The organism is Streptomyces prunicolor NBRC 13075, assembly GCF_000367365.1.
GTDB classification, from domain to species: Bacteria; Actinomycetota; Actinomycetes; order Streptomycetales; family Streptomycetaceae; genus Streptomyces; species Streptomyces prunicolor.
Window position 1 is genome coordinate 1 of the sequence record NZ_BARF01000194.1, and the last position, 1305, is coordinate 1305.

The window sequence follows — 1305 nt, forward strand, 5'->3', positions numbered from 1 at the left end:
CGCCCGGCTGGAGCGCATGGGCTTGCAGGCGTTGTCGTCGGAGCTGGGGCTCGAACTGCTGGACGCGGCCCAGCGGGTGGATGCCGCGTTGGTCGCGCCGGTCCAGCTGGATCTGGCGGCGCTTCGGGAACAGGCCCGTGCGGGGACGGCGGTGCCGCTGCTGGCCGGCTTGGTCCGCACGCCCGGCCGTGCGGGACGTGCGGGTGGAGGCGGTTCGCTGGCGACGCGGCTGGCCGGGGTCGACCGCGAACAGTGGGAACGGATCACGCTGGACCTGGTGACCGTGCAGGTGGCGGCCGTACTCGGACACGCGTCGGCGTCGTCGCTCGACCCGGGGCGGGCGTTCAAGGAACTCGGCTTCGACTCGCTGTCCTCGGTCGAACTGCGCAACCGGCTCGCGCAGGCGACCGGACTCAAACTGCCGGCGACGTTGGTCTTCGATCACCCGACCGCGGCTGCGGTGGCGAAGTTCCTGGTGACGCAGATAGCGGGTGCGGGTGTCGGTAAGGCGGTGGCCACGCGGGCTCCCGCTCGACGGCGTGCCGATGTCGACGAGCCGTTGGCGATCGTGGGCATGGCGTGCCGGTACCCGGGTGGCGTGTCGTCGCCGGAGCAGTTGTGGGATCTGGTGGCGTCCGGTCGCGATGCGATCTCGGGGCTGCCGGGCGACCGTGGCTGGGACCTGGAGCGGCTGTACAACCCTGACCCGGAGCAGTCCGGCACGGTGTACGCGCGCGGCGGCGGCTACCTCGATGCTGCCGGTGACTTCGACGCGGGCTTCTTCGGGATCAGCCCGCGTGAGGCGTTGGCGATGGACCCGCAGCAGCGCTTGCTGCTGGAGGGCGCGTGGGAGGCGTTGGAGGACGCCGGCATCGACCCGGGCTCGCTGCGGGGCAGCGACACCGGTGTGTTCTGCGGTGTGGTTGCCTCTGAGTACGGCAACGGCGCGACGCCGGAGTTGGAAGGCTTCCGCCTGACCGGTAGCACGACGAGCGTGGTGTCGGGGCGGTTGAGCTACACGTTCGGGCTCCAGGGCCCGGCGGTGTCGGTGGACACCGCGTGCTCCTCGTCCCTCGTCGCGATGCACCTGGCCGCACAGGCACTGCGCAACGGCGAGTGCTCCCTGGCACTGGCCGGCGGGGCGACCGTGATGTCGAGCCCCTTCCTGCTGGTCGAGTTCTCCCGGCAGCGCGGCCTGTCACCCGACGGCCGTTGCCGCTCCTACGCCGAGGGCGCCGAGGGCACGGGCTTCTCCGACGGTGTCGGCCTCGTCGTAATGGAACGCCTGTCGGACGCCCAACGCCT

The 1305-nt window shown here is 71.6% G+C and carries 1 protein-coding gene; it reads left to right on the forward strand.

Annotated elements, in window-relative coordinates; all coding sequences use genetic code 11:
- A partial coding sequence (locus SPR02S_RS63795) for a type I polyketide synthase (protein ID WP_019065510.1) occupies positions 1 to 1305 on the forward strand: 1305 nt, incomplete at both ends.